This window comes from Pantoea sp. PGP6 (genome assembly GCF_053474785.1).
This window is the reverse complement of sequence record NZ_JBQBMA010000001.1, coordinates 3,192,430-3,212,427: the sequence shown is the minus strand read 5'-3', so window position 1 is coordinate 3,212,427 and position 19,998 is coordinate 3,192,430. Positions and strand designations below refer to the sequence as shown.

Annotated in this window: 22 protein-coding genes; 13 read left to right on the top strand and 9 right to left on the bottom strand. The window is 56.4% G+C overall.

Annotation, left to right across the window (positions count from 1 at the left end; all coding sequences use genetic code 11):
- The first annotated feature begins 605 nt into the window (after nucleotides 1-605).
- On the top strand, nucleotides 606-1,298 hold the full coding sequence (locus ACLIBF_RS15655) for a DUF421 domain-containing protein (RefSeq protein ID WP_031377734.1): 693 nt from the start codon (nucleotides 606-608) through the stop codon (nucleotides 1,296-1,298).
- Nucleotides 1,299-1,317: 19 nt separating this feature from the next.
- Here ACLIBF_RS15655 and ACLIBF_RS15650 read toward each other — a convergent pair whose 3' ends face one another.
- Complete coding sequence (locus ACLIBF_RS15650; protein ID WP_162287702.1) at nucleotides 1,318-1,758, bottom strand: helix-turn-helix domain-containing protein; 441 nt, start codon at nucleotides 1,756-1,758, stop codon at nucleotides 1,318-1,320.
- A 76-nt stretch (nucleotides 1,759-1,834) separates the two neighbouring features.
- Between ACLIBF_RS15650 and ACLIBF_RS15645 the strand changes: the two genes are divergently transcribed.
- Both ACLIBF_RS15645 and ACLIBF_RS15640 read left to right on the top strand, forming a co-directional pair.
- Nucleotides 1,835-2,311: a DUF2938 domain-containing protein gene (locus ACLIBF_RS15645; protein ID WP_031377736.1), complete on the top strand. Its 477-nt coding sequence runs from the start codon at nucleotides 1,835-1,837 to the stop codon at nucleotides 2,309-2,311.
- A 173-nt stretch (nucleotides 2,312-2,484) separates the two neighbouring features.
- Nucleotides 2,485-2,697 carry a hypothetical protein gene (locus tag ACLIBF_RS15640; RefSeq protein ID WP_031377737.1) on the top strand — a complete coding sequence of 71 codons (213 nt, stop codon included), beginning with the start codon at nucleotides 2,485-2,487 and terminating at the stop codon, nucleotides 2,695-2,697.
- Nucleotides 2,698-2,747: 50 nt separating this feature from the next.
- On the opposite strand, the gene ACLIBF_RS15635 is transcribed toward ACLIBF_RS15640, so the two are convergent.
- Nucleotides 2,748-3,941 carry a zinc-dependent alcohol dehydrogenase gene (locus ACLIBF_RS15635; protein WP_031377738.1) on the bottom strand — a complete coding sequence of 398 codons (1,194 nt, stop codon included), beginning with the start codon at nucleotides 3,939-3,941 and terminating at the stop codon, nucleotides 2,748-2,750.
- A gap of 195 nt (nucleotides 3,942-4,136) precedes the next feature.
- Entirely contained in the window at nucleotides 4,137-4,682 is a 546-nt protein-coding gene (locus ACLIBF_RS15630; RefSeq protein WP_031377739.1) for a hypothetical protein, read from the bottom strand.
- A gap of 377 nt (nucleotides 4,683-5,059) precedes the next feature.
- Between ACLIBF_RS15630 and ACLIBF_RS15625 the strand changes: the two genes are divergently transcribed.
- Entirely contained in the window at nucleotides 5,060-6,349 is a 1,290-nt protein-coding gene (locus tag ACLIBF_RS15625; protein WP_159223772.1) for an HAAAP family serine/threonine permease, read from the top strand.
- Between the two features lie 5 nt (nucleotides 6,350-6,354).
- Here the strand turns inward: ACLIBF_RS15625 and ACLIBF_RS15620 are convergent, their stop codons facing one another.
- The gene (locus tag ACLIBF_RS15620) at nucleotides 6,355-6,870 is read right to left on the bottom strand and encodes a DUF523 domain-containing protein (protein ID WP_069728010.1); all 516 of its coding nucleotides are present in this window, start codon (nucleotides 6,868-6,870) and stop codon (nucleotides 6,355-6,357) included.
- Nucleotides 6,871-6,982: 112 nt separating this feature from the next.
- Here ACLIBF_RS15620 and ACLIBF_RS15615 point away from each other — a divergent pair, with 112 nt between their 5' ends.
- The 3 genes from ACLIBF_RS15615 to ACLIBF_RS15605 all read left to right on the top strand — a co-directional run bounded on the left by ACLIBF_RS15615 (nucleotide 6,983) and on the right by ACLIBF_RS15605 (nucleotide 10,232).
- Entirely contained in the window at nucleotides 6,983-8,080 is a 1,098-nt protein-coding gene (locus ACLIBF_RS15615) for an ABC transporter substrate-binding protein (protein WP_279809467.1), read from the top strand.
- 677 nt (nucleotides 8,081-8,757) lie between these two features.
- Nucleotides 8,758-9,207 (top strand): RcnB family protein, encoded by a 450-nt coding sequence (locus ACLIBF_RS15610; protein WP_069728012.1) that lies wholly within the window; start codon nucleotides 8,758-8,760, stop codon nucleotides 9,205-9,207.
- Between the two features lie 188 nt (nucleotides 9,208-9,395).
- Nucleotides 9,396-10,232 (top strand): Cof-type HAD-IIB family hydrolase, encoded by an 837-nt coding sequence (locus ACLIBF_RS15605; RefSeq protein ID WP_089561150.1) that lies wholly within the window; start codon nucleotides 9,396-9,398, stop codon nucleotides 10,230-10,232.
- A gap of 70 nt (nucleotides 10,233-10,302) precedes the next feature.
- Here ACLIBF_RS15605 and ACLIBF_RS15600 read toward each other — a convergent pair whose 3' ends face one another.
- Nucleotides 10,303-11,451: an iron-containing alcohol dehydrogenase gene (locus ACLIBF_RS15600; protein WP_279809466.1), complete on the bottom strand. Its 1,149-nt coding sequence runs from the start codon at nucleotides 11,449-11,451 to the stop codon at nucleotides 10,303-10,305.
- A 292-nt stretch (nucleotides 11,452-11,743) separates the two neighbouring features.
- Here ACLIBF_RS15600 and gntT point away from each other — a divergent pair, with 292 nt between their 5' ends.
- The gene (gntT, locus tag ACLIBF_RS15595) at nucleotides 11,744-13,060 is read left to right on the top strand and encodes a gluconate transporter (RefSeq protein WP_031377746.1); all 1,317 of its coding nucleotides are present in this window, start codon (nucleotides 11,744-11,746) and stop codon (nucleotides 13,058-13,060) included.
- Between the two features lie 51 nt (nucleotides 13,061-13,111).
- Here the strand turns inward: gntT and ACLIBF_RS15590 are convergent, their stop codons facing one another.
- Both ACLIBF_RS15590 and ACLIBF_RS15585 read right to left on the bottom strand, forming a co-directional pair.
- Nucleotides 13,112-14,194, bottom strand: coding sequence for a malate/lactate/ureidoglycolate dehydrogenase (locus tag ACLIBF_RS15590; protein ID WP_094106465.1), 1,083 nt, complete (start codon nucleotides 14,192-14,194; stop codon nucleotides 13,112-13,114).
- 127 nt (nucleotides 14,195-14,321) lie between these two features.
- Nucleotides 14,322-14,567, bottom strand: coding sequence for a hypothetical protein (locus ACLIBF_RS15585; protein WP_031377748.1), 246 nt, complete (start codon nucleotides 14,565-14,567; stop codon nucleotides 14,322-14,324).
- Between the two features lie 256 nt (nucleotides 14,568-14,823).
- Between ACLIBF_RS15585 and ACLIBF_RS15580 the strand changes: the two genes are divergently transcribed.
- Nucleotides 14,824-14,907, top strand: a complete 84-nt coding sequence (locus ACLIBF_RS15580; RefSeq protein ID WP_019105993.1) for a membrane protein — start codon at nucleotides 14,824-14,826, stop codon at nucleotides 14,905-14,907.
- A 37-nt stretch (nucleotides 14,908-14,944) separates the two neighbouring features.
- Here ACLIBF_RS15580 and ACLIBF_RS15575 read toward each other — a convergent pair whose 3' ends face one another.
- The gene (locus ACLIBF_RS15575) at nucleotides 14,945-15,142 is read right to left on the bottom strand and encodes a hypothetical protein (protein WP_227021875.1); all 198 of its coding nucleotides are present in this window, start codon (nucleotides 15,140-15,142) and stop codon (nucleotides 14,945-14,947) included.
- 765 nt (nucleotides 15,143-15,907) lie between these two features.
- Here ACLIBF_RS15575 and cspE point away from each other — a divergent pair.
- Both cspE and ACLIBF_RS15565 read left to right on the top strand, forming a co-directional pair.
- On the top strand, nucleotides 15,908-16,117 hold the full coding sequence (gene cspE / locus ACLIBF_RS15570; protein WP_006118399.1) for a transcription antiterminator/RNA stability regulator CspE: 210 nt from the start codon (nucleotides 15,908-15,910) through the stop codon (nucleotides 16,115-16,117).
- 225 nt (nucleotides 16,118-16,342) lie between these two features.
- Nucleotides 16,343-16,774 (top strand): GNAT family N-acetyltransferase, encoded by a 432-nt coding sequence (locus tag ACLIBF_RS15565; RefSeq protein ID WP_069728015.1) that lies wholly within the window; start codon nucleotides 16,343-16,345, stop codon nucleotides 16,772-16,774.
- On the opposite strand, the gene ACLIBF_RS15560 is transcribed toward ACLIBF_RS15565, so the two are convergent.
- Nucleotides 16,752-18,107, bottom strand: a complete 1,356-nt coding sequence (locus ACLIBF_RS15560; RefSeq protein WP_279809462.1) for an aminotransferase-like domain-containing protein — start codon at nucleotides 18,105-18,107, stop codon at nucleotides 16,752-16,754. The genes ACLIBF_RS15565 and ACLIBF_RS15560 overlap by 23 nt on opposite strands.
- Nucleotides 18,108-18,236: 129 nt before the next feature.
- On the opposite strand from ACLIBF_RS15560, the gene ACLIBF_RS15555 reads away from it, so the two are divergent.
- Both ACLIBF_RS15555 and ACLIBF_RS15550 read left to right on the top strand, forming a co-directional pair.
- A complete protein-coding gene (locus ACLIBF_RS15555; protein WP_031377752.1) occupies nucleotides 18,237-19,202 on the top strand; it encodes an ABC transporter substrate-binding protein in 966 nt (321 codons plus the stop codon).
- The gene (locus ACLIBF_RS15550; RefSeq protein ID WP_031377753.1) at nucleotides 19,202-19,990 is read left to right on the top strand and encodes a deaminated glutathione amidase; all 789 of its coding nucleotides are present in this window, start codon (nucleotides 19,202-19,204) and stop codon (nucleotides 19,988-19,990) included. The genes ACLIBF_RS15555 and ACLIBF_RS15550 overlap by 1 nt, the downstream gene beginning before the upstream one ends.
- Nucleotides 19,991-19,998 lie beyond the last annotated feature (8 nt).

Below are 19,998 nucleotides of genomic sequence, written 5' to 3'. Positions count from 1 at the left end.
TCCCGTAAAACAGCAACACTTATCCCGCTGACAAGCCGTAGCAGAACGGGTCAGGTGAGGGGGGCAGTATGTAAAACAGACTGGCCGGTGTGGCCACTCTGCACTGGCGGGCGCTCCTTGCCAGAATCAGCCGTCGCAGCGTTGCAGGCAGCAGGGCCTGACGCATTGACGACGAGTGAGGGATAGCGGGTAACAACACGCAGCGCTATCGGCGGGAAAACTGCTGGCTTCTCGTAGTGTTACTGAGGGTTATGGAAGCCTTACTGGAAAGTATAGGTAAGGCGAGGTTCTTCGCAATGTATTGATGTAAAAAGAAAAAGCACAGCGGCAGAATATAGCCATTATAAATCAGGAAAATTTAAGCTTTGAAATTTAGCGTAAGACGATAAGCGAAACGTCACCGGTAACGGGCGATTTTAAGCTTTGTGAACCTTTTCCATGAGATGCAAAGCGGGCAGACTCAGCGGCCGGGGAAGGTGCTGCTTCGCTTGCCTTTTCATCTTCCACCAGCAAGATTAATTTATCACTGGCCTCGATCGGCAGGCGGTTAACCGACCGGCCACGGCATCGCGGCTCCTTTTGACTGACAGGATGTTTCACAGCTTATGTTCTCATTCGACTGGCACCGTTTCTTACTCAACGATCAACCCGCCACTTTTCTGTTTGAGGTGGTAGCGCGGGTGCTGATCGCTTATCTGGTGGTGTTCACCTTTTTGAAAGTCTCGGGTCGCCGCGGAGTGCGTCAGCTGTCGCTGTTCGAACTGGTGGTCATTCTGACGCTCGGGTCCGCCTCAGGTGATGTCACTTTCTATGACGATGTGCCGGTGTTGCCGGTGATCATGGTGTTTGTGGTGTTGCTGACGCTCTACCGGCTGACCACCATGCTGACTGCGCGCAGCCCGCGCTTTTCACGTCTGATTCAGGGCGATGTGATTACGCTGATCAAACAGGGGCTGTACGTGCTGGAGAGTCTCGATCATCTGAACATTTCGGAAGATGAGTTCTACATGGAGTTGCGACAGAGTGGGGTAGAGCATCTGGGGCAGATCCGGCTGGCGCTGGTGGAAGTAGATGGTCAGCTGAGCATCTACTTTTACAACGACGATGAGATGCGTGCCGGTTTAAGCGTATTACCGCCCGAACACCGCCAGGATTTCGATACCGTGCCGCACAGCGGACTCTATGCCTGTACCCACTGCGGCCAGACGCAGCAGATCGCCGGTCAGCAGCAAGCGGTCTGCCCGCGTTGCCAGCGCCAGCGCTGGTCGGTTGCGCTGCAAACCCGCCGCCTGCACTGACGACGGGCGTCAGGTCAGGTCAGGTCAGGGCTGCGGGTGAATTGGAGTGATAACCCGTTGTGCGATCTGACCGGGATTGCATACGCCGGACAATTTTCTGAAATTCCGGGCATAGCAGGTGATCGCTGGCAGGACAGTGCGCGACGTGTCTCAAACCATCACGGACCTTTTTCAACTGACGAATCGTGTTATCGATCTCGTCGGCTTTAGCGATGAGCAAGAGTCGATCCAGCGAGAGTTTACCCTGTGCATCAAACAGACTGGCAATCTCATCCAGAGTAAAACCGGCGCTGCGGCCCAGTGTGATCAGCGCCAGTTTTTCAAGCACGCTGGCGCAGTATTGCCGACGTAATCCTTTGCGGCCAATCGATTTGATCAGCCCCTTCTTTTCATAAAAACGCAGCGCTGAAGGCGCAAGCCCGCTGCGATCGGCGACATCAGCAATATCGAGTTCTTTTATCATTGACTTAAACCTCACTTCACGTTGCATCCTTTGAATCAGCATACCATCTAACGATTATCACAGGAGAATTCACGTGACTGAGATACTGCTTACCGGGCTGCTGGCGACCCTGATTATGGATGGCTGGAGCCTGGCCCGACGCTACCTGTTCGCGGTACCTTCCCTTAATTACGCCCTCGTTGGCCGCTGGATACTGTGGATGAGTAAAGGACGTTACTTTCACCACACCATTCACGATACGCCTGCAGTCAAAGGCGAAACCTTTACAGGATGGGCCGTCCACTACCTCACAGGAATGGCCTTTGCCTTTATTCCACTGTTATGGCGAGGCCAGCAGTGGCCAGAACATCCCGATCTATTAAGCGCAGTGATAAGCGGTCTTCTTAGCCTGATGGCTCCCTTTTTCATCATGCAACCCGCCCTCGGGTGGGGGATTGCCGCATCGAAGACGCCCGTGCCTGGCAAAGCCAGGCTGAATAGCGCTGTGACTCATCTGGTTTATGGGCTGGGACTTTATTTAGCCGCTGTCGGGCTACAGCCACTGATCTGAACCGCAGCGAAACAGGTGCTGAGGGTACGTTTTTGCTGGATCTACTGTGGTTGAACGGCGGTTAAACCGGTCGCGAGGTGTTTCCGGTTACCACATAACTTTGCCTGCCACTGACAGAAAATCAAACAGATTCGGGCAGCATAGCGACCTCCATCCCTCTGCAGGAGTCACCGATGCGCATCAGGCTGGCCAGTGCGTTACTGTTTTTGCTGTTATCGTTTGGCGCGTTTTCACAGCAGCTGATGAGCGAGAGTCATCCTCACTCACACAGCGCACGGTTACTGGAGCAGGGGAGCCTGGCGGATACCGCCGATACCCCGGATGAACATCTGCAGGAGCGGCCGGAGCGGCGGGTCAGCCTGCAATGCAAGCCGTGGCGGATGTAGCGTCCGGCGCAACCGGCGGAGAAAGCAGCCGGTGCGCCGAGGCGTACAGGTTACAGTGTGGCCTGAGTAGCCGTCATGCCGGGCACCAGAATCACTTTGCGGCACTCTTCCTGTCGCTTCTCAAAAATCTCATAACCCCGGGCGGCGTCTTCCAGCGGCAGATGATGGGTAACAATCTCTTCCGGCTTAAGGTGACCCTGTTCGATCAGTTTAAGCAGGTCCGGCAGGTAGGCGTGAACGTGGGTCTGGCCCATCTTAAAGGTCAGTCCTTTATCAAACGCATCGCCGAACAGGAAGCCGTGAATAAAGCCAGCGTAGACACCCGGCACGCTGACGATCCCGCCACGACGCACCGCCGCAATACACTGACGCAGCGCCTTACCGCTGCTGCCTTCCAGCTTGAGATTGCTAAGCACGGTTTCCGTCAGGCTGCCTTTGGCCTCAAACCCGACCGCATCAATCACCGCATCAACGCCACGGTGGCCTTCGCTGTGCTCGATGATCCAGCCGGCCGGGTCGTTGATCTGATCGAAGTTGATCGGAATCACCCCGTAGCGATCGCGGGCAAAGTTCAGGCGATAGTCGTTATGGTCGATCATGTAGATCTGTTCGGCACCTTCCAGGCGGGCACAGGCGGCGCTGAGTAATCCCACCGGACCGGCACCAAAAATCGCCACACTGGAGCCCGGTTTAACTTCGGCATTTTTAACCGCCTGCCACGCGGTAGGCAGGATATCGGAGAGGAACAGCACTTTCTCATCCGACAACAGTGTCGGCACTTTGAACGGGCCGGTATTGGCTTTCGGCACCCGGACATATTCCGCCTGTCCGCCCGGCACGCCGCCATACAGTTTGCTGAAACCAAACAGCGCTGCGGGCGGGGTGATGTTTTTACGATTGAGAATGGCGCCCCGACCGCTGTTGGTGGTTTCGCAGGCAGCGTACTGATGCAGATGGCAGAAGAAACAGTCGCCACAGGCGATAACAAACGGGATCACCACCCGATCGCCTTTGGCGACGGCCGTGACGGCGCTGCCTGTTTCCACCACTTCACCCATAAACTCATGACCGAAAATATCGCCATGGCCGGTACCGGGGATCTTGCCGCGATAGAGGTGCAGGTCGGAGCCACAAATGGCGGTGGCGGTGACGCGCAAAATGATGTCATCGGCGGCTTCAAGTCCCGGATCGGGCACGTTATCAACGCTGACTTTATGCGGACCGTGATAGGTTAATGCTTTCATCTGTTGCACTCCTGCGGATTAGTGGACTGTGGCCATGTGCTGGCACGCGGCGACAAAGCGGAGAGATTCAGGAAACCTGAAACCGAAACCTGCCTGAAGTGTAGCCAGCCTGCAGGCAGTAAGCAGAGCGGCAGGCTCAGATGAAACGGACCAGCCTGGTTGATAAGGTGACAGATTGCGCCGGGAGATGGCCGATCAGTCCGGAATGATACGCTGCCAGCCGGGCAGGGCGGCAAATGCCCGTCGGTAAGCAGTGTCGATTTGGGCCGGCACCTGTTCAATGTAGCGACGCGCATGTTCACGCGTGTCACCCTCCAGCCGCTGCAGGTATGCCACTGCCTCATCAAGGGCAGGAATACGGCCTTCAACGCCCGCCATGCAGGCGGGTAATGCGGTCCAGATCAGGCCTTCAATGCCTCTGGCACGCGCCCAGTCCGCCAGCGGTCCCGCCGACGTGTCGGTGACCGTCAGAATGCCCAGCCCATCCTCCCGGCTGTCCGGAATGCCTTCCCGCTCACGCAGCGCGCGACAGGCGGTCTCCAGTGAGGCGGTATTCAGCCAGGCCCACAACACCGGTACCGGTGTGGCATTGAGGCAGATGGCCGTTGCCAGTTCACCGCCTTCACTGATGCGGACAAATTCAATCGGCACCCGCGGGCCATCACAATGCCAGGGGCTGGCCACCGGCAACGCACCCGATTTCCAAATCAGCGATCCCCATCCAAGGCAGGCAATTTTCATTCTGTTCTCCTGTGTCGTGTGTCAGCCGATGCCTCAAGCATAGCCAAAGCGTAGCCCGGCAGGCTCACTCATCGCGCCGCCCGGCGACGTCAGTGCGGTAAAAGCGGCGTAAAAGTGGCATTATCGGGCAGTGACGTGGCGCACAACCTGACGGTTTTTTCAGCGATTTATGCGCATTAATCCGCATAACTTGAACTTTTATCGTCAGGTAGTGTAAAAAGAGGCGCACGCAATCGATTACCTGTGCGTCGGCGGGTCAGGAAGCCATCCTGGCAAACAAGCTGACGCAGTGATGTCTGGCCCGGAGCGGACGCGGCAAGCTGGCGCTTTCTGCTCTGGCAGTCAGATGACTGGCGGCTTTTAAACGGGAAGGGCAGATGAAAACCACGCAAACAGGCACGCTGGGCGCGCTTGAAAGTGACGTCGATACGGCATGGCGTAAAACCGATACCCTATGGATGCTGGGCTTATACGGCACCGCGATTGGTGCCGGCGTACTGTTTCTGCCGATTAATGCCGGCGTGGGTGGACTGATCCCGCTGATCATTATGGCGATACTGGCTTTTCCGCTGACCTTCTTTGCGCACCGCGCCCTGACGCGCTTTGTGCTCTCCGGAAAAAATCCGGCGGGCGACATCACCGACGTGGTCGAAGAGCATTTTGGCACCGGCGCCGGTAAGCTGATTACGCTGCTCTACTTCTTTGCCATCTACCCGATTCTGCTGATGTACAGCGTTGCCATTACCAACACGGTTGAGAGCCTGATGGTCAATCAGCTGGGACTGGTGCCGCCACCGCGCATCCTGCTGTCGCTGTTGCTGATTGTCGGCCTGATGATGATTGTGCGTTTTGGTGAGCAGATGATCGTCAAAGCGATGAGCGTGCTGGTTTATCCTTTTGTGGCGGTATTGATGCTGATGGCCTGCTATCTGATCCCGCACTGGCACGGCGCCGCGCTGACCACGCTGAACAGCGCTGCGCCTGGCGGCAACGGTTTATGGATGACGCTGTGGCTGGCGATCCCGGTGATGGTCTTCTCCTTCAATCACTCGCCGATCATCTCGTCGTTTGCCGTGGCGAAGCGTGAAGAGTATGGCGAGGCGGCAGAGAAAAAGTGTTCCCGCATTCTTGCCTGTGCCCATCTGCTGATGGTGGTGACGGTGATGTTTTTTGTCTTCAGCTGCGTGCTGAGCCTGTCGCCCGCCGACCTGCACGCGGCCAAGGCGCAGAACATCACCATTCTTTCCTATCTGGCTAACCACTTTCAGGTGCCGGTCATCGCCTGGCTTGGCCCGATAATTGCGATTGTGGCGATCACCAAATCGTTCCTCGGGCACTATCTTGGCGCGCGTGAAGGCTTTAACGGCATGGTAAATAAGGCGCTGCGCAGCCGCGGCAAACAGATCGCGCCCGCCCGGCTGAACCGCCTGACCTCACTGTTTATGTTGCTGACTACCTGGCTGGTGGCGACCCTCGATCCCAATATTCTCGGGATGATTGAGACGCTCGGTGGCCCGGTGATTGCGATGATCCTGTTCCTGATGCCGATGTACGCGATTCAGAAAGTCCCGGCGATGCGTCAGTACAGTGGCAAAATCAGTAACCTGTTTGTAGTGCTGACCGGCCTGATCGCCATCTCTGCCATCTTCTACTCACTGGCGCACTGAGCGGTTTAACCGGGTAGCCGCGGCGCAATCCGGTTGAGGTGGGCCAGCAGTTCGCCCGCCTGCTGTTCAGCGTACACCGCAATGTTGTGCTGGCGTAACAGGGCGGCGGCGACACCCGCACCGGGCTGACGCTGGCCGCTGAAGCTGCCGTCGTATATGGCCTGACTGCCGCAGGTCGGGCTGCCATCGCTGAGCAGGGCAAAGCGGCATCCTTGCTGCTGCGCGGTCTCGAGTGCCAGCCACGCGGCGAGCAGATAAGTCTGCGTCATATCCCGTCCGTCTGATTCCACTACCCTGGCCCGTCCCGCCAGCACATCGGCACCGCTGCCGCCGACAATCTCAGCCGGCAGGCGCGGAGTGGGTAAACCGGCAGCAAGCTCAGGGCAGTGCAGCACCAGCCGCTGCTCGCGCTGCCACTGCGTCAGCGCGGCCAGCACCTGCTTTTTGTCACTGCCGTTGTAGCGCACCCGAAAGCCCATCAGGCAGGCGCTAATCAATATCTTCTCACCGCGCTTCTGCATGCTCAGCGGCCTCCGGGCTGACGTATCTATTCAGCAATGGTTTACTTTTGTTACTTATTAGCATGTTAGAGTTAACGCGAATAATTATTATTCCTTAACCGGGTGCTGAAAAATGAAAACCAGGCTGCTTGCTGCCACCACAATTTTGTTGTCAACCGCCTGCGCGGCCACTACGTATCCGGTCACGGTGACCGATCTTGATGGGCAAACCATTACGCTGCAAAAAGAGCCGCAGCATGTGATTTTGCAGGATGGACGCGACATTCTGGCGCTGGCCTTGCTGGACCGACAAAATCCGTTCCAGCGGGTGGTGGCGTGGAATAACCTGCCCAAAAAGCAGGATACCCAGACCTGGGATCTGCTGAAGCAGCGCTGGCCGCAGGCTTCTTCCATCGTTGACATGGGCTTTAACGATCAGGGGCAGGTTGATCTGGAGAGCGTGCTGGCGAAACAGCCCGATCTGATGATTGCTCAGCTGCGTGCTAAACCGGCGCTGACCCAATCGGGCGTGCTGGCAACGTTAAAAAATCTGCATATTCCGGTGCTGTTCCTCGACGATGAGCTGCAGCCGAAGCAGAACACGGTGCCGGGCATCACCCTGCTCGGTAAAGTGCTGAACCGCGAAGCCGAGGCCAAAGCCTATACCGATTTTTATCAGCAGCGCTGGCAGCGGATTCAGCAGGGCGTGGCGCAGGTGCAGCACAAGCCGACGGTGTTTATCGAGCCGATAGCCGGTAACAGCGATAACTGTTGCTTCACTCACGGTCATAACGGCTGGGGTGCACTGGTGGAAGCGGTGGGCGGCAAAAATATCGGCTCAGCGCTGCTGCCAGGCAGTTCCGGTTTCGTCTCACTGGAAAAAATCATCGCCATGAAGCCGGATGTCTACATCATGACCGGCTCAAAACGGTCCAACAGCAACGTACTGCCGTTTGGTTACGCGGCCAGCCAGCCAGAGATTAATGCCACCTTCAGCCGGTTGCTGTCCCGTACCGGGCTGGCGCAGATCGCCCCGGTGAAACAACAGCGGGTTTACGGTGTGTATCATCATTTTTATAACCATCCGTATAACATTATTGGCATGGAGATCCTGGCGAAAGATCTCTATCCGCAGACCTTCAGCGATCTCGATCCGACCGCGGATTATCATCATATCGTGAGCCACTTTACCCGCTTACCCGACGCGCCGATCGTGCTGAGTACTCCCTGACGCTGCACGCTGCAGGGCACCGGTGAGTGCCCTGCTTATCAGTGGGCCTGAACCGGTCAGCATTGCGATCTATTTCCACCATCCTCTCTGCCAGACGTTTGTCCTTATTCCTGACTTTTTCGCTTGCCGAAAGATTAATTTAAGAAGTGGCGAGGAATGTAAATAATATTCTGCAAAACAGGATTTATCATCACGATAAAAATAGCCAGACAATGCTATGTTTGACGGGCAGCACTGGTGATGTGGTGTTGCGTGCTCTGGTTATTGCTTGATTTTATTAAGGTTTTCACCTCATCTGCTGGTGTGGCGTGTTAATTACCGATCGCTTTCGATCGGTTTTTTTTATATATGGCGTTAGCCAGCTGGCCTGATTCCCGCTTCAGTTTGATCGCGCGCGTTAAATAACGATCCAATTTGTCACCGGGCGATGAATTAAGAATATTCTCAAGGAAGCCCGAGCCGCGCTGGATATCCGCTGTTTGCCAGTTAATACAGCGTTAGCCAGCTCGGGGCCAGAATATGGAGAGAAATCGGGCCAGTGTTAAGAAAGCGCTAAGCAAGCGTAATAGTGTGTAAGTTACCGGTTTTTAAGACTTTTACTGATGCTGACCCGCCAGATTATTGCCACTATGATGCTCAACGGTGCCTGAATAACCGTTATCTTCGGAGGCAGTACCATGAAAAAAACAACCTTAACCGTTATCGCTTCACTTTTTGCATGCAGCACGCTTTTTTCTCACACCGCACTGGCGGATGGTCCGGGCGACGGGCACGGTCAGCGATGGCAGCAAGGCGATCAATCGCACGCTGACAATCGCGGCCACGACCGCGACAAGGGACACGACCGCGATAAAGGACACGACAACCGCGGCAATAATGGCCGGCATAACGATGGCCCGCGTGCCGATCGCGATCATTTCGCCTGGAACGGCCACGATTTCCGTCGCGGCCATCCGATTCCGGCAGAATATCGTGGCGATCGTTACCGCATCAACGACTGGCATGACCGGGGTTTACGTGAACCGCCGCGTGGCGAACACTGGGCCTACATCGACGGCAACTATGTGCTGATCGCTGCTGCCACGGGCGTGATTACCTCGCTGATTCTGAGCAGCGCGCTGAACTAATTACGTAACGAAAAGCGCGTAGCAAAAGTCACGCAACGACACCCGCCCATCGAACATGCTGCACCCCACTTCGCCCAGGGAAGGGCGTCCAGCGGTTGGCCCTGGCCTTCCGTTACACTTTCCGTTTTGCCGCGTCAGCGGCTATCCTGACAGTCCACTCACAGAACCCCGGCATGTAAGGAGTCATGATGACGACGGTTAAGATGGTTGCGGTAGATATGGATGGCACCTTTCTGGATGACCAGAAGCAGTACAATCGATCCCGCTTTCTCGACTGCTATCAGCAGCTCACCGCCCGTGAGATTAAATTTGTCGTTGCCAGCGGCAACCAGTACTACCAGCTCAAATCCTTCTTCCCGCAGATCGCCAGCGACATCGCCTTTGTGGCGGAGAACGGCGCGTGGATTATCGATCGGGATGAAGAGCTGTTTTGCGGCGCTTTTGACCGTCACGATGTCGGGGCGGTGATCGACACGCTGCAAAACGGTCACTATCCCGGCCTGCGTTATCTGTTGTGTGGGCGTAACAGCGCTTATTACTTTGAGGGCATGGAAGAGACGTGGCTGGTTAAGATGCGGCACTACTGTCACCGGCTCAGGCCGATTCGCAGCCTGGAGGAGACCCAGGATGACCGGCTGTTTAAGTTCGCGCTTAATCTGTCGGATGACTACATCGAACCGCTGATGGCCGATATCGAACGGCTGCATCAGGGCAAAGTCGCAGCGACCTCCAGCGGACATGGTTCTGTTGATCTGATTGTGCCGGGCAACCATAAAGCTCATGGCCTGGACTTACTGGCACAGCGTTGGGGCATCGGCCACCACCAGGTGCTGGCGTTTGGCGATGGCGGTAACGATCTGGAGATGCTGAAACAGTCAGGCTTCAGCTTTGCCATGGGCAATGCGCCGGAGCGGGTAAAGCAGGCTGCCCGCTATCAGGCCCCGACCAATAATCAGCAGGGGGTACTGCAGGTGATTGAGCAGATGCTGGCAGGCGAGGGGCCGTTCGCCGCTCCGGCGGATTAAGGTCGCGACCCGGCGCGGTCGGATATGCCCGGCGCGGCGCGGCCGGGCAAGGCCAGCTACGTCGCGTGGATCAGTGGGTCAGGGGCCACGCCTGCGTAAGCATGGCGTGCATCTGTTCGCGACTGTAGTTCACCAGCGAATTTTTGCTGTTAGCACGAGCCAGGATCCACTCCACCTCGTCGGCGGTCAGGCTGGGCCCACCACGCCAGAACGGGGTAATCGCCTGCTGCTGCAGCCACTGCTTGAGGTAGCTGGCCGGTGAATCGGTCGGTTCGCTGAAAAGCTGCGGATGCAGCTCATCCATCAACGCACGCTGCTGCGGATGCGTACTGTCAGCCAGCTGGTCGAGGAACGGAAACAGCAGGCGTCCGCACACTTCGCCATGGTGAAACGGTTTTATTGCTCCCAGCTCGCCGGCAATACCGTGGATCACTCCCAGTCCGGCGCTGCTGAGACTGACGCCGCCCAGCCATGACGCCATCATCATCGCTTCACGCGCCCGGTCGCCGTCGACATCCTGTCGGTTGAGGTTGGGCCAGGCCTGAACAAACTGGCGTAAGCCGGTCAGCGCCAGCTGGCGGGTAAACAGATTGCCCTTGCTGGAGAGCCAGGCTTCAAACAGATGGGTAAAGGCATCAATGCCACAGGTCGCCAGTACCGGGTCGGGTGCCCCCTTCAGCAGGTCCGGGTCGAGAATTGCCACCTGCGGCACAAACACCGCATGGCGCAGCGAGGCTTTCACCTGGATATCGTGCTGGTCGGTGACCACCGCATTTTGCGTTACTTCACTGCCGGTACCGGCGGTGGTCGGGATGGCGATCAGCGGCAGCGTCACCGGCTGGACCGGCGTGTCGCCGACTTTTTCCAGATAACGCGCGGTCGGCAGCGGATGTTGCATCATGGCACTGAAAGCTTTGGCCGCATCCAGTACGCTGCCGCCGCCAATCGCCACCACCCGGTCCACATGGCCGCGCCAGCGCGCGACCCAGCCGTCAATGTCAGCAGGCGAAGCTTCATGGCTGACAATCTCATAGCCAATAATCTGACGGTTAAGCTCCGCTTTCAGGCGGTCATAGGCCGCGCTCTGTAAAAACGATTGTCCACAAAACAGCAGGGTAGGCTGAGACTGCGCAGCCAGCAGCGGCACCAGCTTATCAAGACTGCCGCGTCCGAACAGGGTTCGTTGATTACTGTACAGCTCACTCAGATTCTCACTCACCAGCGCATCCTTTTACATTTTCGCTAAAATCAGAGTGTAACGAAAAGCGCGCCGCCAGCGCTGGCAAACTTTCTGATAACGCCGCGGCAAAAAGTTGATCACCTTCGCAAAACAGAAATTCACTGGCGGCGGGGTGGTGCTTTCCTGCGGATGTTACCCTTAACATGTTATCGGTAACAGCGGTTGTCGGAATGTTAAAAACTCTTACAAGCGCACTGTTTTGTAGCCCTCAGGGGATGATGATAACAAACCGGCACTGAACGCCGTTCAGTGCGCAAGGTGGAGAAAACCTATGCCATTACTCTATGTGGCGATCGGCGTCGCGTTACTGCTGCTGCTGATGATTCGCTTTAAGCTTAATGGATTTATCGCGCTCATTCTGGTGGCGCTGGCGGTCGGTGTGATGCAGGGCATGCCGGTCAATAAAGTGATTACCTCGATTAAAACCGGTGTGGGCGGCACGCTCGGCAGCCTGGCGCTGATCATGGGCTTTGGTGCCATGCTCGGTAAGATGCTGGCCGATTGCGGGGGCGCGCAGCGGATTGCCACCACCTTAATCGAAAAGTTTGGCACAAAGCATATTCAGTGGGCGCTGGTGCTGACCGGCTTTATTGTCGGCTTTGCGCTGTTCTATGAAGTGGGCTTTGTACTGATGCTGCCGCTGGTGTTCAGCGTGGCCGCATCGGCGCGCGTCCCGCTGCTCTATGTCGGGGTGCCGATGGCCGCCGCGCTCTCAGTGACGCACGGCTTTTTACCGCCGCATCCGGGTCCGACCGCCATTGCCACGCTGTTCAATGCGGATATGGGAAAAACGCTGCTGTTCGGTACGCTGCTCGGCATTCCTACCGTAATTCTGGCCGGTCCGGTCTATGCCCGCTTCCTGAAAGGCATTGATAAACCGATCCCGCAGGGGCTCTACAACCCGAAAACCTTTACCGAAGCAGAGATGCCGGGCTTTGGCGTCAGCGTCTGGACCTCACTGGTTCCGGTGGTGCTGATGGCGTTGCGTGCGGTGGCCGAGATGCTGTTGCCGAAAGGCCATGTGCTGCTGCCTTACGCCGAGTTCTTCGGCGATCCGGTGATGGCTACGCTGATTGCGGTACTGATTGCGATCTTCACTTTCGGTCTGAACCGCGGCCGCAGCATGGATCAGGTGATGGAGACCCTGAGCGATTCGATCAAAATCATCGCCATGATGCTGTTAATTATCGGTGGTGGCGGTGCCTTTAAGCAGGTGCTGGTCGACAGCGGCGTGGATAAATATATCGCTAACATGATGCACTCTACCCAGCTCTCGCCGATCTTTATGGCGTGGTCGATTGCGGCAGTACTGCGCATTGCGCTGGGGTCGGCAACGGTTGCGGCGATCACCGCCGGTGGTATTGTTGCGCCGCTGATTGTCACCAGCGGTGCCAGCCCGGAACTGATGGTGATTGCGGTTGGTTCAGGCAGCGTGATTTTCTCTCACGTCAACGATCCTGGCTTCTGGCTGTTTAAGGAGTATTTCAACCTGACGATCGGTGAAACCATTCGGTCGTGGTCAGCGCTGGAAACCATCATTTCCGTCTGCGGCCTGATTGGCTGCTTACTGCTGTCGATGGTGATTTAACCCGCAGCCGCTGGCAGACAATCTGCCAGCGGCGTGCTGTTCCCGCCTGCGTTACACCGCCAGCGCGCGGAAAGCCGCCAGTTCCTCCGCCGACATCCCCGCCTCTGTTGCTGCCTGACAGATCTGCTGCCAGCTGGTGCTATCCAGCGGAATGCCCTCACGATCGCGGGCAATACGATTGGCCTCTTCCCATTCACCCGGTACCTGAATCGGCGCATCACCACTGGGTGGCGACGCTTTAACCCAGTCAAGAAAAGCTTCCGCCTCATCCTGCATCGCGGGCGCATCAAACGCCGCCGGATTGAGGATAATGGTGGTCATGCAGTTAAAAATGGCGTCATTGCCGCTCTGCAAGGTGGCCTGATGCGTGGTGCGTCCACCCGACAACGCTCCGCCGAGAATTTCACACAGCGTCGCCAGCGCATAGCCCTTGTGCAGACCAAAGGGCAGCAGCGAACCATGCGGTGACTGGTGCATCACGCCCGGGTCGGTCGTCGGCTGACCCTGCGCATCGATCAGGTAACCCGGTGCGACTTCGACACCCTTGTTCCATGCCACCCGGGTTTTGCCATAGGCAATGCCGCTGGTGGCGAAATCGAGCAGCAGCGGCCGGGCATGCGGGCGCGGGAAAATGGCGCAGAATGGATTGGTGCCAAAGCGCCGATCGCTGCCGCCGAATGGCGCGACCATCGGGTCGCCCATCACGTTAACGAAATGGAAGGAGACGAAACCCGCCGCCGCGCATTGCTCGGCCCAGTGACCGATACGGCCGATGTGGTGCGAATGGTGCAGACCGACTGCGGCGATGCCCAGTTTCTCCGCCCGTTCGATACCGAGCTTCATCGCTTCCCAGGCGGCGACCTGACCAAAGCCCTGATGGGCATTCAGCGTCAGCACCGCACCGTTGTCTTTATCCAGCGTGGGACGCTGATTGAGTTGCAGATGTCCCTGTTTCAGTGACGCCATGTAGCTGGGGATCATGCCGACGCCGTGCGAATCGTGTCCGGCCAGGTTGGCGGCCACCAGATGATCGGCCACCAGACGCGCCTCTTCCTGCTGACTACCGGCAGCAAGCCAGATCGCTTCGGTGAACTGATGCAGGCGCGTGGCATTAATGTGAAGTAGGGTGCTCACGTTGTACTCCTTTTCAGTGGGATAGGTCATCCTGCGGCGAAAAAGGGACAACGGCAAGTCAGTTTTTAAGCCGGAAAAGGGCCGCAGTGTGCGGCCCGGAATTTCTCTCAGAATGCGGCAGAACAGCTTAATGTGGCTGTTCAAAACCAGCTTTAATCATTTGTTCCCGCAGCGCACGCGCAATCTCGCGGTTGCCGCCAGTGACCGGATAAATCACGTTGTTCACCACATCATCAAGGTAATGCTCCTCAAACTCCTGCATCGTGAGTTGAGTGCCGCCTTCATCATTGATGGCGAAAGAGCCTTTGATGTGATCGCCGCTGTTTTTTGCCTTTAGGCTGTAGCGGCCCATGCTGGTATTAATGGTGGTCATAAGATCTCCTTGCTAAGCATATTCAGGTGATAACCAAAGAGGCCTGCCTTGCCGGTTAAATTTTAGCCAGGATTTATCTGCAAATCGAAAAACAGCCGCCGCAAAAATTTCGCGTTGCGATCCGCTCCGCAGAATTTCGATTAAAGCAGCGATAAGCCGCCGTCAGAATGAAGGCCGGGCAAGGGAAGCGGCAAAGGTCATTTTTTTGGCTATACTGTTTACGGGAAAGGTTTTTTTATTGGTGAGGGAGAAGGAAATGAAAATTATTCTGTGGATTATTGCCATCATTTTTATCGTGGGTCTGCTCACCCTGACAGGGGTCTTCAAACTGATTTTCTGATCGCGCTTTTCGGTTTCAGCTTCAGCGGGCACCTTACTCAGGTGCCCGAGGCATTTTTATGCTGATCAATCAGGCAATGGGCGATCGGGTCCATCGGCGTTTCAGGCAGCAGATCTTTCGCCTCCAGTCGCTTCTTACAGTGTGCACAACAGGCACCGTGGAAAGTGAAAGCTTCACCATCGCGTTCAGTAAAAATAAACCGGGCACTTCCGCATTGGTTACAACGAATTTTCATTACCATCCTGATGCTCTTCTCCCTGTTAGTCACAAAGGTGGATTTAGCCGCTGATCAATCCGACAGGTAAACATTCCTTATTTATTCCCTGCCAATATTATCCTGCCGGGTGCAGAAAAAAATAGTGTCTTATGACCGCTATTGTTTGTTGCCAAATGCGTATTGAATAGCAGAAAGGCATTTCTTTGATTTGAATCAATGTTTTTAATCTTTAGCCTGAAATATGAGCAGGCAGGCGGTCTGTGGGGTCTCCTGCGGCACCACAGCCTGATCTGGAACAGGTAAAAAGCAGATTTAACTGACAGTGACGCCAGCGCTTAAGTCGCATCTCTGGCAGGTGATTGCTGCCGCAGGCGGGCCGTAAGAGGAAAATGGGCTGAAAAGCGGATAAAAATGACAAAAACGGCCTGACCGGCAGCGATGTCATCGGCTGAAATGGCGGCGACAATGCGATGTTTATCGCCGGATGGTCTGCTTATCAGCAAAATGGATTTTAATGCTTAACCTGAGCTAAGCCTGAACTCAACCTGGGACCCTGAGCGAAAAATCATCCAGTTTCCAGCGGGTTACCGCCGGCTTGATGACTATTCCCCTGCAACAAAAAGGGTTTTTTTGGCAAGGTAAAAAGTAGGAAAGTGTGATGGGTAAGCAGAAAGTCGAAATTTATCACTTTTTCATCAAATCGCACTGGACAAATCCCTCCGCAATTGCTGTACTAGATGGCGACACAGTTTAGTGTCCATTTTTCATGTAAAGGTAATATAGATGTCTAAGATCAAAGGTAACGTTAAGTGGTTTAATGAATCTAAAGGATTCGGTTTCATTACTCCTGAAGATGGCAGCAAAGATGTATTCGTACATTTCTCTGCAATCCAGAGCAACGGCTTCAAAACTCTGGCTGAAGGTCAGCGCGTTGAGTTTGAAATCACCGACGGCGCGAAAGGCCCATCTGCTGCTAACGTTATCAGTCTGTAAGTTAACAGTCAGAATTCTAAAAACCCGCCTTATGGCGGGTTTTTTTATGGCTGCCATCCGCGACACCTCCGCATCAAAAGCCCCTGCAGCGGCGTGCTGGCCGCACAAACTGCGCGGCGCTTCACAATAAATCCTCGTAACATAATCCTAACAACCTTACTTGCAGCTTTTTATTGTCCAACGCTATATAACAAGGTGACGGCAGCGGGCGACTGAGGAAACAGGATGAATATACGTCAGGCGGATTTAAAAGACAGTTTTGCGCTCAGTGCACTGCTGAGTGAGTTAGGTTATGGCGGCACCGAAAATTTCATTGAGCAGCGTCTGGCGCAGTTAAGCAGCGATCCCAGTGAAGTATTGCTGGTGGCCGAGTTCGGCAATCAGGTGCTCGGCTTTTTATCGATGCACTTTATCCCGCAACTGGCGCTGGCCGGGGATTTTGCCCGCATCAGCTACTTCTGCATTGCGGAAGGTGAGCGCAGCAAAGGGGTCGGCCAGCAGCTGTTACAGCACGCCGAATCACTGGCAACTCAGCGCGGATGCGATCGGATGGAAGTGCATTGTCATCAATCCCGCCTCAAGGCGAATCAGTTTTATGCCCGTGAGGGTTATGTTGAATCGCCGCGCTACCACGTTAAAGATCTGCCCGCGCGCTAGCTTCACGGCCGGACGCGATGACCAGCGCTTCAGCGATCATCTCACGCTGTTCATCTTTCAGGCTGGCAATACTGACCCGGATAAACTGCGTCGGTCCCAGCCGGCAACGCTCACCGGGTAGCACGGCGATACCGCGCGCGGCCAGCGTAATCATGGCAAATTGCTCTGAGGCCACCGGAATATAGAGACTCAGTCCATCCTGTGGCGGCAGCATCAGTCCACGCTGCGCCAGCGCCTGCCGCAGTTGCTCGCGACGCTGATGATAAACCTGTCGTGCCGTGGCTATCTGCTGCTGGGTCACCTCATCCTCCAGCAACCACGCTACCGCATCCTGCAAAATACGGCTGGTCCAGCTAACGCCAAAGTTTCGCCACGCCTGAATACGCTTTACCATCTCCGCCGTGGCGGATAATACCGCCAGTCGCAAATCGGGTCCGTAGGCTTTGGAAAAGGAGCGGACGTGCAGGGTACGCTCGGGAAACTGCGTCCCCAGACTCCAGCTCTCCGCGGCCGAAAGATCACCAATGCCATCATCTTCCACAATCAGCGTGCTGCTGTTCGCCAGCACCTGTGCCAGCGCCTGACGCCGCGCCACACTGATTGTCCGTCCGGTGGCGGAATGGGTGCGCGGCTGATAAATCAGCATCACCGGCGCGCGTGTCAGCAGGGTGCTTAATACCTCAGGCAACGGCCCCTCATCATCACAGGCCAGTGGCAAAATCTCAGCGCCGACATTATCCAGCATATCAAGCAGGCGGGTGGCGGTGGGATCTTCAATGATCACCCGATCGCCAGGGGAAACCAGCGTCTGCACCAGCAAATTCATCGCATCGAAGCCGCCGTCGGTTGCCAGGAAGGCTTCCGCCGGATAAGGCCAGCGCGGCGTTATCGCCTGCAGCAGCGGCGCTGAAATGGCTTCACGGGTGTAGCTGTTCAGCTGTGACGATCGCAACGCCGCCTGCAGTGCGTTTTGCAGCTCAGGTAACAAAGCAGGATCGGGGGAGGCCATCGCCAGATCGGCGCGAATGTGTTCGCCATAATTGCCGATCTTTTCAAAGCGGATCGGTCGCGGCATGACGCTATTGCCGCTGACCCAGACACCGCTGCGTCCTTTACCCGCCAGCACTTTATGCTTCCTTAGCTGCGACCAGGCAGCAGAAACGGTTGCCGGACTGATCCCCAGCCGCTCCGCGATCTCCCGTACCGCCGGCATCTGCATCCCGACAGCAATCTGCCCGTCACGAATCAGGCCTGATGCCGCCTGAGCAATCCCTTTTACTGATGGAGTAGTTATCTGGTTACAAAACCAGTTCAGATCGACCATTTGCGTCATAAGAAAATACTTTGTTCAGTAACAAATTAATGATTGTTCAGGTCAGTATTCCGGATCTAGTATCAAATTCAAGCACTATTTGATGCATTAACCCGCCCGGCCTCGCGGCACGGCGTAAACGGAGAGATCATGGCAAGGCTGAGTATCAGACTGGCAGTGCGCGACTGGGACTACTTTACGCCCCTGGCGCTGGGCGATATCACACCGGACGACTTTGATCTGCAGATCGATCGGGTCGGAACGCTGGTTAATGACCTCGCCAGCAGCCCCGATTATGACGCCGGTGAGGTGTCATTCAGCCGTTACGCCCAGGCGCGGGCCAGAGACGATGCGTCACTGCTGGGCTTACCGCACTTCCTGATGCGCGGTTTTCGTCAGCGCTGCATCATTACCACGGCGGAGAGTCCCATCACGACGCCTGCAGAGCTGAAGGGCAAAAGAATCGGTGTTACCGGCTGGCAGGATTCGGGCAATACCTGGACGCGTACGGTGCTGCGCGAAGCGGGAGTCGGGATTGATGACGTCCGCTGGTTTGCCGGGCGGCTGACAGCCGATCATCCGATTGTCGACCGGCTGGCGGGGTTTGGCCGACCGGGCCGGATTGAGCCTGCGCCAGGCGAGCGCCCCCTGATTGAGCTGCTGAAAGCGGGTGAGCTGGATGCGGTGTTTACCCCGTTTATGCCGGAAGGCTTTTTTCTGCCGGCGTCCGGTCTGCGTCAGCTCCAGCCTGACTTCTATCAGGCTGAGCGGGCCTACTTCAACCGCGTCGGCTATGTGCCCGGCATTCATATTCTGGCGATAAAACCGGCGCTGGCGGCGCAGCATCCGTGGCTGCCTGCCGCACTCAGTGAGGTGATCGATCGCTCCTATGCTTTGTGGATGCAGAAAAGGGAGAAATATGCCGACACCACGCCGTGGCTGCTGGACGATTTGCGACGGACCGCGCAGGAATTACCGGCCAGCTGGAATGAGAATGGTTTTGCCGCTAATAGAAAGATGATTGCGGATTTTGGCCGTGAACTGTTCCAGCAGGGATTAACCCACAGATTACTGACGCCGGAAGCGATATTTCCGCTGGCAGGAGGAGAGAAATGATGAAAGTTGCGATGGGACAATTTGCCGTCAGCCGTGAATGGCAGGAGAACGCCACCCTCTGCCTGACGTTAATGCAGCGGGCCGCTGCGGGCGGTGCCGATCTGCTGGTGCTGCCGGAAGGGGTACTGGCGCGTGATATTACCGATCCCGATTTAGTGTTAAAGGCGGCGCAACCGCTGGACGGCCCGTTTGTCAGCCAGCTGCTGGCGGCCAGCCAGCATAACGCCCTCACCACCATGATGAGCGTGCATGTTCCCGCCGCAGAGCAAAAAGCCCTCAACGTGTTGATCGCTATTCGCAACGGCAAAATCATTGCGGCCTATGAAAAACTGCATCTCTACGATGCCTTCGCCATGCAGGAGTCGCAGCGGGTGAATCCGGGCCATGTCATTCCGCCGCTGGTCGAGGTGGCGGGGTTAAAAGTCGGTCTGATGACCTGTTATGACGTGCGCTTCCCGGAGCTGGCGCGCCGGCTGGTGCTGGATGGTGCAGACCTGCTGGTGCTGCCTGCCGCGTGGGTAAAAGGACCGCTGAAAGAGATGCACTGGGAACTGCTGAACCGCGCCCGGGCGCTGGAAAATACCTGCTACGTGGTGGCTGTCGGGGAATGTGGTCCGCGCAATATCGGCAACAGTCTGGTGGTCGATCCGCTGGGCGTGGTGATCGCTAATGCGGCAGAATCGCCGACGCTGATGTTTGCCGATATTGATCCTGACCGCATCGCCTACGCCCGCCGCGTGCTGCCGGTGCTGGAGAATCGTCGTTTCGCCCGTCCCGAGCTGAACTGACACCCCTG

What these genes read in the sequence shown, in the direction of transcription:
- ACLIBF_RS15655 (WP_031377734.1), top strand. Translation starts at nt 606, where the DNA reads ATGTTCTCATTCGACTGGCACCGTTTCTTACTCAACGATCAACCCGCC.
- ACLIBF_RS15640 (WP_031377737.1), top strand. Translation starts at nt 2,485, where the DNA reads ATGCGCATCAGGCTGGCCAGTGCGTTACTGTTTTTGCTGTTATCGTTT.
- ACLIBF_RS15635 (WP_031377738.1), bottom strand. Translation starts at nt 3,941, where the DNA reads ATGAAAGCATTAACCTATCACGGTCCGCATAAAGTCAGCGTTGATAAC.
- ACLIBF_RS15630 (WP_031377739.1), bottom strand. Translation starts at nt 4,682, where the DNA reads ATGAAAATTGCCTGCCTTGGATGGGGATCGCTGATTTGGAAATCGGGT.
- ACLIBF_RS15625 (WP_159223772.1), top strand. Translation starts at nt 5,060, where the DNA reads ATGAAAACCACGCAAACAGGCACGCTGGGCGCGCTTGAAAGTGACGTC.
- ACLIBF_RS15620 (WP_069728010.1), bottom strand. Translation starts at nt 6,870, where the DNA reads ATGCAGAAGCGCGGTGAGAAGATATTGATTAGCGCCTGCCTGATGGGC.
- ACLIBF_RS15615 (WP_279809467.1), top strand. Translation starts at nt 6,983, where the DNA reads ATGAAAACCAGGCTGCTTGCTGCCACCACAATTTTGTTGTCAACCGCC.
- ACLIBF_RS15610 (WP_069728012.1), top strand. Translation starts at nt 8,758, where the DNA reads ATGAAAAAAACAACCTTAACCGTTATCGCTTCACTTTTTGCATGCAGC.
- ACLIBF_RS15605 (WP_089561150.1), top strand. Translation starts at nt 9,396, where the DNA reads ATGACGACGGTTAAGATGGTTGCGGTAGATATGGATGGCACCTTTCTG.
- gntT (WP_031377746.1), top strand. Translation starts at nt 11,744, where the DNA reads ATGCCATTACTCTATGTGGCGATCGGCGTCGCGTTACTGCTGCTGCTG.
- ACLIBF_RS15585 (WP_031377748.1), bottom strand. Translation starts at nt 14,567, where the DNA reads ATGACCACCATTAATACCAGCATGGGCCGCTACAGCCTAAAGGCAAAA.
- ACLIBF_RS15580 (WP_019105993.1), top strand. Translation starts at nt 14,824, where the DNA reads ATGAAAATTATTCTGTGGATTATTGCCATCATTTTTATCGTGGGTCTG.
- ACLIBF_RS15575 (WP_227021875.1), bottom strand. Translation starts at nt 15,142, where the DNA reads ATGAAAATTCGTTGTAACCAATGCGGAAGTGCCCGGTTTATTTTTACT.
- cspE (WP_006118399.1), top strand. Translation starts at nt 15,908, where the DNA reads ATGTCTAAGATCAAAGGTAACGTTAAGTGGTTTAATGAATCTAAAGGA.
- ACLIBF_RS15565 (WP_069728015.1), top strand. Translation starts at nt 16,343, where the DNA reads ATGAATATACGTCAGGCGGATTTAAAAGACAGTTTTGCGCTCAGTGCA.
- ACLIBF_RS15560 (WP_279809462.1), bottom strand. Translation starts at nt 18,107, where the DNA reads ATGACGCAAATGGTCGATCTGAACTGGTTTTGTAACCAGATAACTACT.
- ACLIBF_RS15555 (WP_031377752.1), top strand. Translation starts at nt 18,237, where the DNA reads ATGGCAAGGCTGAGTATCAGACTGGCAGTGCGCGACTGGGACTACTTT.
- ACLIBF_RS15550 (WP_031377753.1), top strand. Translation starts at nt 19,202, where the DNA reads ATGAAAGTTGCGATGGGACAATTTGCCGTCAGCCGTGAATGGCAGGAG.